The organism is Mycobacterium sp. 1081908.1 (genome assembly GCF_001673535.1).
Taxonomy (GTDB): domain Bacteria; phylum Actinomycetota; class Actinomycetes; order Mycobacteriales; family Mycobacteriaceae; genus Mycobacterium.
In genome coordinates this window covers 92238-100133 of the sequence record NZ_LZLY01000021.1, presented here as the reverse complement: position 1 = coordinate 100133, position 7896 = coordinate 92238, and the positions used below count along the sequence as shown (strand labels likewise).

Genomic DNA, 7896 nt, shown 5'->3' with positions numbered 1-7896 from the left:
GCTGCTCAGCCCCTCCGTCGAGAAATGCATGCAGCCAGGTCTGCCTCTCCGGGGAAGCGGCATACTCCGCGCCACCAGCCCCGCCGGCCCCACCAAGCCCGCCCGCAAAGCCAGTACCGCCGGTCGCGCCGGCCGCGGCGACCGTGGTATTCGCAGCGCCGAGCCCGCCGACGCCGCCGGCCCCGCCAGTCCCGCCGGTGTAGAACAGCGCCGCCCGGTCGGCGCCGCCGGCACCACCGGCGCCACCCAGACCGCCGGCCGTGGTGGGCGTGCCGGCCGCGCCATTCCCGCCGAGCCCGCCGGCCCCGCCGAAGCCGGCCAACAACCCACCGGCACCACCGTGCCCGCCGGAACCGCCGGTCGCACCGGTCGCCGCCGCGTTCCCGCCGGCCCCGCCGGCCCCGCCGCTACCGAACAGGAAAGCGTTACCGCCAGCGCCACCCGCCTGGCCGGCGCCCCCCGACCCGCCATTGCCGCCATTGCCGAAAAGCCAGCCCCCGGGGCCACCGGCCTGCCCCGTCCCCGCCGCCCCATCGGTGCCGTTGCCGAACAACGGGCGCCCCGTGAGCTGCTGAATCGGCCCCTCGCCCGCCGCCATGCTCTGGGCGGCCTGCGCGTTGGCGGTCTCGGCGGCGGCATACATCCCCGCACCCGATGACATGGCCGTCACAAACTGCTCATGAAACGCTGCGGCCTGCGCGCTCAGCGCCTGAAAGTCCCGTGCGCAGTCGCCGAACAACGCCGCGATCGCCGCCGACACCTCATCACTAGCCGCCGCCACCACCTGCGTGGTGGAAACCGCCGCTGCCGCATTAGCCGTCTTCAGCGTCGCTGCGATCCCGGTCAAATCCTGCGACGCTGTGGCCATAGTCTCAGGTGTGGCGATCAGAAAAGACGACATGCGGGCTCCCAGCGGCCTTAGGGCGGAAGAAACCGAGTGAACGACGGCGAGAGTCTCGGGGCAGACCGTGCGCGCGCCGCCACGTACTTCGTCGTCATTTCGGTTTCCGAATACTTTCGTTCGCGCGGCAGCGTCGGGTGCCGCCGCCACTTTGAAAGCCGATTGTCAGGCCGCCGAGCGCCCGTTCGATCCGGGATGGGACTACTGCAAATTTCGCGCCCCTCGGGGGGCGAGTACTGCAACTACTGCAATTGCGACCCGTCGCCGCCGAAACGCGAGCTCAGCGGCCCGCGCCTGCGCATCATCTCGCCCAGCGCGGAACGTCCGCTGACCCCGGCCTTGCCGCTCGCGCGGTAAATGTGGCTTTCGACGGTCCGTACCGACAGCGATACCGCCTCGGCGATCTCGCGATTGGTCAGCCCCTGCGCCACCAGCACCGCGATCTCGCGCTCGCGGTTGGAAAACGGCGGCGCGAAGGACGCCGCCTCGATCGCGGGACTGGTCGCGCCGCCGCAGACGGTGGCCAACCGGTGTGCGCGCGCCGCCGCGGTCATCGCGCTCCCGCCCCGCCCCGCCCTCCGGTGTGCGGTCGCGGCCTGGCCGGCGGCGTCGGCGGCGGCCAGCATGTCGCCCATCAGCTCGAATTCGGCCGAGGCCCAATCGAGTTCACCGGCATCGTCGGCGCGCACCGCCGCGGCGTAGCGCGCCGCGACCGCGGCGCGCGGACCTTCCACATGCTCGGCCAACTGAGCGAGCCGCTCGGCGGCTTCGGTGTCGTCGAATTGCACCGCGGTCTGCAGGCACCACACCTCGCGGGCGTGTTGATCGTGTTCGCGCGCGAACTCGGCCGCCCGGCGGGCCAGCCGGCGCGCCTCGGTGGGCCGCGACCGCGCCGAGGCCAGCCAGGCCTCGGTCAGCAACTCGGTGGAGATGACGTAGACGTAGGCCGGATGCCGGTGCGCGCGGGCGGAGTTCAGCGCCCGACCGGCGGCGTCCGCGTCGCCGGACCGGGCCAGCGCCTGCGCCCGCAGCAGGTGGAACCGGTGGAAGCTGTTCACCACGTTGAAATTGTCCGCAGCCTTCTCGTCGATTGCCTTCGGCAGGTCCCGCAGCGCGGCGTCGAGGTCGCCGGCGGCCAGCGTGACCATGCCGAGGATCTCCCTCGCCAACGCTCGGATGGCTGCCGGCTCTTCGCGTTGGGCGCGGCAGTTGCGTTCGGCGACCTCCAGGGCCTCGGGGATGCGTCCCGCGGCGATCAGGGCGAACGTGTGGTACTCGGTCGCCGGCTGGCGAAGGAATTTGCCCTGTTCGCTCAGCGTGAGCGCGTAGTAGGCCTCGATGATCTTGGCGACCGCCTGATCGGGTCGACCGAGCTCGCCGTAGGCCATGCTCTCGGCGCCGTAACCCACCGTCGCCCCATACCAGTCGAGGTCGCCTTCGTCGACCTCCGCCATGGTTGCCACGACCTCACCCGGCCGCGCCGCCAGCGCGAGCTGATAGGCGCGGAACACCAGCAGCTGTTGGCGTCCCGCTCCGCTCGCGGTCTCGAGGGCATCGTCGATGAGCCGCCAGGAGCGCTTCGGTGATCGCATGCCCCACAACAGATTCGACGCCCGCATCACAATTTCGTTGATGAAGCCCGATTGCGTCGCCTCGTCGGGCTCGACGCCGTCGAGGACTTCCAACGCAAGCTCGCTTTTTTCCCGCATCAACAGCGAGTAGGCGAGCGGTATGCGTGCCTGTGCGCCCACACCGGTGGCGGCCGCGGCGGTGAACAGCCGCTCCGCCGTCTCGTAGTCCATCAGCGCGTTCGCTGCGGTGGCCGCCGACAACAGCACGTCCGGTTCGGGCGGAAGGTCGGACTCCAACCACAGCAGGCCCCGCTTGACGGCTCTGGCGGCGCCCCCGCCGTCCTTCATCGCGGCGGCGATTTGCCCGCGCAGGCGGCGCAAACGCGAGGCGCCGCAACGATTCAGGCGGACCTCGGCGTACAGCGGGTGACCGATGTACACCTCGCCGCCGGACGTTCGGATCAGTTCGCGCTGTTCGGCAGACTCGATGGCGCCCGGCTCGGCGATCAGCCGCAGGCAGTGCCAGTCGATCGGTTCGGAAATGGCCACCAGGTCGACCACGTCACGCACGTCGCCGGGGATCGCGCCGATCTGCGAATCCACCAGCTCGGCAACGGATCCCGAGATCGCGGTGTCCCCGATCCAGCGCGCGGCGCCACGCCTGACCACCATCCGTCCGGCTCCGTGCTCCTGTTCGATGAGCTGGCGCAGGAACAACACGTTTCCCCGGGTGAGGCGCCACAGTTTGTCCGCGCACTGCCGATCCGGGGCCGCCCCGAGGGTCGCCGCCAGCAGGTGGTCAATTTCTCTGCGGGTCAACGGTTCCAGCTCACGCCGGCGCAGTAGGCCGTCCTTCCACAGCGCGGTCACCGCGGCCGGTGCCGCCTCGCCGGTACGGATCGTGAGGATCACGGCCGCGGCCCGCGACTGCGCCAGCTGCTGCAGGACCAGCGCGGACAGGTCGTCCAGCAGATGGGCGTCGTCGACGAACACCACCAGACGGCCCGGTTGCGTGGCGTCGGTCAACCCCCGAATGGCCGTGCGCGCCAACGCGAAAGGAGCGCTTTCCACGTGATCGGCCCATTGCCAGAACGCGCCGAGCGGGATCGGGCGGCTCGTGGCGGTGGCGGCGACGGTCCGCACGGTCCAGCCGTCCGCGGCGGCGGCCGCCACGGCCTCGCGGGCCAACCGTGACTTGCCGACCCCGGCTTTGCCCGCCAGCGCCACCCCGCGGACCGCGTCGTCGGCGAGTGCGCGCGTGATCTCGCCGACGTGGTGATCGCGCCCGATCATGGGCCAATGGTCGAGCACGGAAAAATGTTAGCCAGGCGAACCGGTCTGCGTCTCGATAATCGGCCGACCGGTCAGTCCGTCACGCCCGCCTGAGACGTGGTGGAGGGGGCGTGCTGGCAGATCCAGTGCAGCAGGTCGTCGGCCGGCAACGGCGGACTGTGCACGAAGCCCTGGGTGATGGTGCAGCCGTATCGCCGCACCGCGCGCAGGGTGACGTCGTCTTCGACCCCCTCGGCCACCAGGTCGGCGCCCAGGCTGCGGGCCAACGCAACCGTGGACCGCACGATCGCCACCGACCGCGGGTCCTGGGCCAGGCGCGCCACGAAGATCCGGTCGAGTTTCAGCTCGTCGACCGAAACGTCCTGCAGCCGCGCCAGCGACGACCACCCGGTTCCGTAGTCGTCGAGCGAGATCCGGACGCCGAGGCGCTGCAGCGCGGCGACGGTGTTGCGCGAGCGCGCCGAGTCGACCAGGGCGCTTTCGGTGATCTCGACGATCAGCGAGTCGGGGGGCAGGCCGTGGGTCTGCAGCAGCCGCTCGATCGTGCTCACCAGGTCGAGGTCGAGCAGGTTGGTGGTGGACAGGTTCACCGCGACGGTCAGCTGCATGCCCCGGTCGCGCCAGGAACGGATCTGCGCCAGCGCGACGTTGATGGCGCGGTTGGCCACCTGGCGCATCAGCCCGGCGCGTTCGGCGGCGTTCAGGAACTCCTCCGGGAGCAACAGGCCGCGGCTGGGATGCCGCCAGCGCAGCAGCGCCTCGACGCTGTGGACGCTGCCGTCGCTCGCGTTGATCTTGGGCTGGTAGTGCACCGTCAGCTGGTCGTCGTCCAACAGCGCGACGCGCAGTTCCTCGACGAGGTTGGGGTCGTTGTCGCGGTACATCTCGTACGCCGAGTCGTACACCGCGATCTTGCTGACGGCGGATTTCGCGTGGGGAAGCGCGATCTCGGCGCGGGTGAGCAGCTCCTGCGGATGATCGCAATGGTCGGGGCACAGCGCGATGGCGATGCGGGCATCGACCTGCACGGTGATCGGATCGAGCGCGAACGGCTCGCTCAGGGCCTCGAGCAGCCGGCCGGCCTGGGCGCGGGCGGCGATGAGGTCGGACCCCTCGCCCAGCAGGATCGCGAATTCGTCCTCGCCCACCCGCGCGAGCAGATCCTCGTGGCGCACGCAGTGTGCGAGCCGGTGCGCGACTTGGCTCAACAACTCGTCGCCGAAGTGCTGGCCGACGGAGTCGTTGATCTCGTCGAACTCATACAGGCGCAGCAGCAGCAGCGCCCGGCGCGACGGGGCCCCGGGGACCGACAGGGGTCCGGCGGGCGCCAGGTCGGACAGCCCCGTCAGGGCGGTCGCCAGCGACCGCCGGTTGGGCAGGCTGGTCAGGTCGTCGGTCATCGCCTGCTTGTGGCTTTCGGCCAGCATGCTGACGTCGCGGAACGTCGCCGAGAGTCGCGCGGCGACGGCGACCAGGCTCAGCGCGGCGAGAGTCGTTGCCAGCCTTGAGTTGTGGCCCACGACGACCACGAGCGCGACGACGGTGCATGCGACGGGCACCGCGTAGAAACCGAGCCCGCGTTTCGGTGTCGGCGGCGTCGACGACCGCGGCGCCCAGCTGGCGATGGCCACCAGCAGCGACGCGGCGGGCCAGAGGGCGTCCAGCGTGGTGCCGACCCGATAGCTGCCGTCGGCGGTCTCGAAGAGGTACGCCGTGTCGGCGACGGCAAACGCGATGAACCCCACGACGAGCAGGGCCCAACGGAATCCCTTGCGCCAACCCAGGATCGGCAGCATGCCGGCGGTCAGGGCCAGCAGCACCAGGTCGCCCCACGGGTAGACGAGTCCCACCAGGACGGTCGCCGGCGCGCGGACCGCGGCCGCGTGCATGGGGCCTGCGCGCAGCGCCACGCCCACCGCGGCCGCGGCCAGCGCGCACACCAGGGCGTCGAGCCGGATCGGAATCGGCACCACCTTCAGCCGTGACCGCATGACCAGCAGGAGCCCGGCGTACAGCAGCGGATAAAACGCCAGGTACTCCGGATCGGCCGCCGACGGTGACTGGCCCGCGGGCACCCACATCACGTAGACGATGTCACCCGCCGCCGACACGGCCATGCCGGTCGCGATCAACGCCCATGCGAGACGGTCGGCCCGCACCCGGTAGGCGCGGAACGCGATCAGCGCCGCGGCGGACAGGTTCAACGTCGGATACAGGCATTTGGCGAAGAACGCGTTGCGCGCGGTCGCGGGATCGACCAGGCTCGTCACGGCGAAGGTGGCCACGCCAATCCCCAACGCCGCCAAGGCGATCCGGATCGCCGTCGGGGGCCACCGCATGCCGTCGGGGACGTCGTGCGGTCGCTCCCGCGGTGCCGTCGCGGCCGCGGCGATCGGCGCCAACGACCGCGCCAGCTTCGTCTCCCTGCCGAAGGCGCCTACCGGGGCCGCGGCGGCGACCCGGTCCACACCCGCTTGCCCTTCTTGCAATGCCGACTCGGCCGACTCGGCCAATTGCGGGAACGTGTACGGGAACGGCAGGTCTGGCAGGAAGCCCCGAATACATTGCCCGCCTTCGCGTTTGGCGGCGTACATGGCCAGGTCGGCGTGCTGCAGGAACTGGTCGACCGTGCAGTTCGACGCGGCCGCGGCAACCGTGTAGCCGATGCTTGGCCGGACCTCGATGGGGACACCGTCGATCACGATCGGCGTGCCGAACGCGTCGAGAACCCGGTCCGCGGCCGCCTTCGATTCTTCGACCGAAGCCTCGATGAGGACGGCGAACTCGTCGCCCCCGAGGCGCGCCACGATACCGGTGTCGCCGAGCGCGGCGGTGAGCCGGCCGGCGACGCGGACGAGGAGCTCGTCGCCGGCGGGATGCCCCAGGGCGTCGTTGACCGCTTTGAAGTTGTCCAGGTCGAGGCAGAGCACCGCGATCGGCCCGCCCTCGAGACGTTGCCGGGCGACGGCCTGCTCCAGGCGATGTAGGAAATGGGCCCGGTTGGCCAGGCCGGTCAGGCTGTCGCGGAACGCTTCCCGGGCGACTTCGGCCAGCAGGCCCTGGTTTTCCGTGAGCACGATGAACTGGCGGGCGAGCACCGCGGCGACCAGGATCCCCAGCGCGGCCAGCATCGGTCCGTGCGCCATCAGGCTCACCGCCTGACCCATGCCGACCGCGGCGGCCAGCATCAGCGGCAGGTAGGGCAGCCACAGCAGGGCGGGGGACATGATGTCGGTCCGCGCCTGGTCCGTGCCGACCTCGTGGACGCTGGCCAGGCCGGCCAGCGAGAGCAGTGCGAATCCGGCCACGCGCCCCAGATCCGTCAGGTCGCCCAGGTGATAGCTGCCCGTCCCGGTCTGGAAAACCATCGCGATGTCGGCGGTCGCGATGGTCGCGATCCCGGCCGCCAGCAGGCCGCGGCTCGGCAGGTCGTTGGAGCGGATCCGGGACAGCATCAGGATCGCCGTCGTCAGGAGGACGACGTCGGCGAACACCTCGATGAGCGTCGCGAGCCGCGAGTCGCTGTTCTCGCGCAGCTGCTTGTCGAGGACGAACACCCACGAGATGACGAACAGCGAGGTCGCCACGATGAGGCCGTCCAGCACCAGCCGCCGGGGGCTGTGGCGCGACAGATGGGACAGCAGCGCCAACGCCATCATGGCGCCGATCGGATACAAGGTGAACACGGCCTCGGCCACGGCGGGGTGGGTGGCGTGCTCGATTTCCGGACGCACGTCGTACAGGGACCACAGGACCTCACCCGCGGCCCAGCCCAGCAGGCCGATCACCAGCGCCAGCCATCCGAATCTGCGGCGCCCGGTCGAGAAGGTGGCCGCGTAGCCGGCGGTTGAGGCCGTCACCAGCAGGCATAGCGCGAACACAGCCTCGTCGACCGGCCGCGTCCCGTACGCGCCGCGCCACCGGTACACCGAGGACGTGATGACCAGCACCGTTGCCGTGCCGTAAAACCCGAAGAGCAGCCAACCCGCGCGCGCGGACAGCCCGAACCGCCGCCACGGATTTCCCGCCCAGCGTGTCATAGCCGCTCCGTCGATCCCGCACTTTGCGGTGAACGACCGAACTGCTTCACCGCGCGTGTCAGGAGAATAGACCGCCGCGCGGCTATCCGGG

General features: G+C 70.7%; 3 protein-coding genes. All 3 read right to left on the bottom strand.

The genetic code is table 11. The features are described from left to right. The coding region (locus A5655_RS03965; protein ID WP_156764678.1) for a PE family protein at positions 1-901 on the bottom strand (901 nt) is incomplete at its 3' end. 242 nt (positions 902-1143) lie between these two features. Then, positions 1144-3783, bottom strand: a complete 2640-nt coding sequence (locus tag A5655_RS03960) for a LuxR family transcriptional regulator (protein ID WP_082978458.1) — start codon at positions 3781-3783, stop codon at positions 1144-1146. A 53-nt stretch (positions 3784-3836) separates the two neighbouring features. Further along, positions 3837-7805 carry a bifunctional diguanylate cyclase/phosphodiesterase gene (locus A5655_RS03955; protein ID WP_082978457.1) on the bottom strand — a complete coding sequence of 1323 codons (3969 nt, stop codon included), beginning with the start codon at positions 7803-7805 and terminating at the stop codon, positions 3837-3839. Positions 7806-7896: the final 91 nt, after the last annotated feature.

What these genes read in the sequence shown, in the direction of transcription:
- A5655_RS03955 (WP_082978457.1), bottom strand. Translation starts at nt 7,805, where the DNA reads ATGACACGCTGGGCGGGAAATCCGTGGCGGCGGTTCGGGCTGTCCGCG.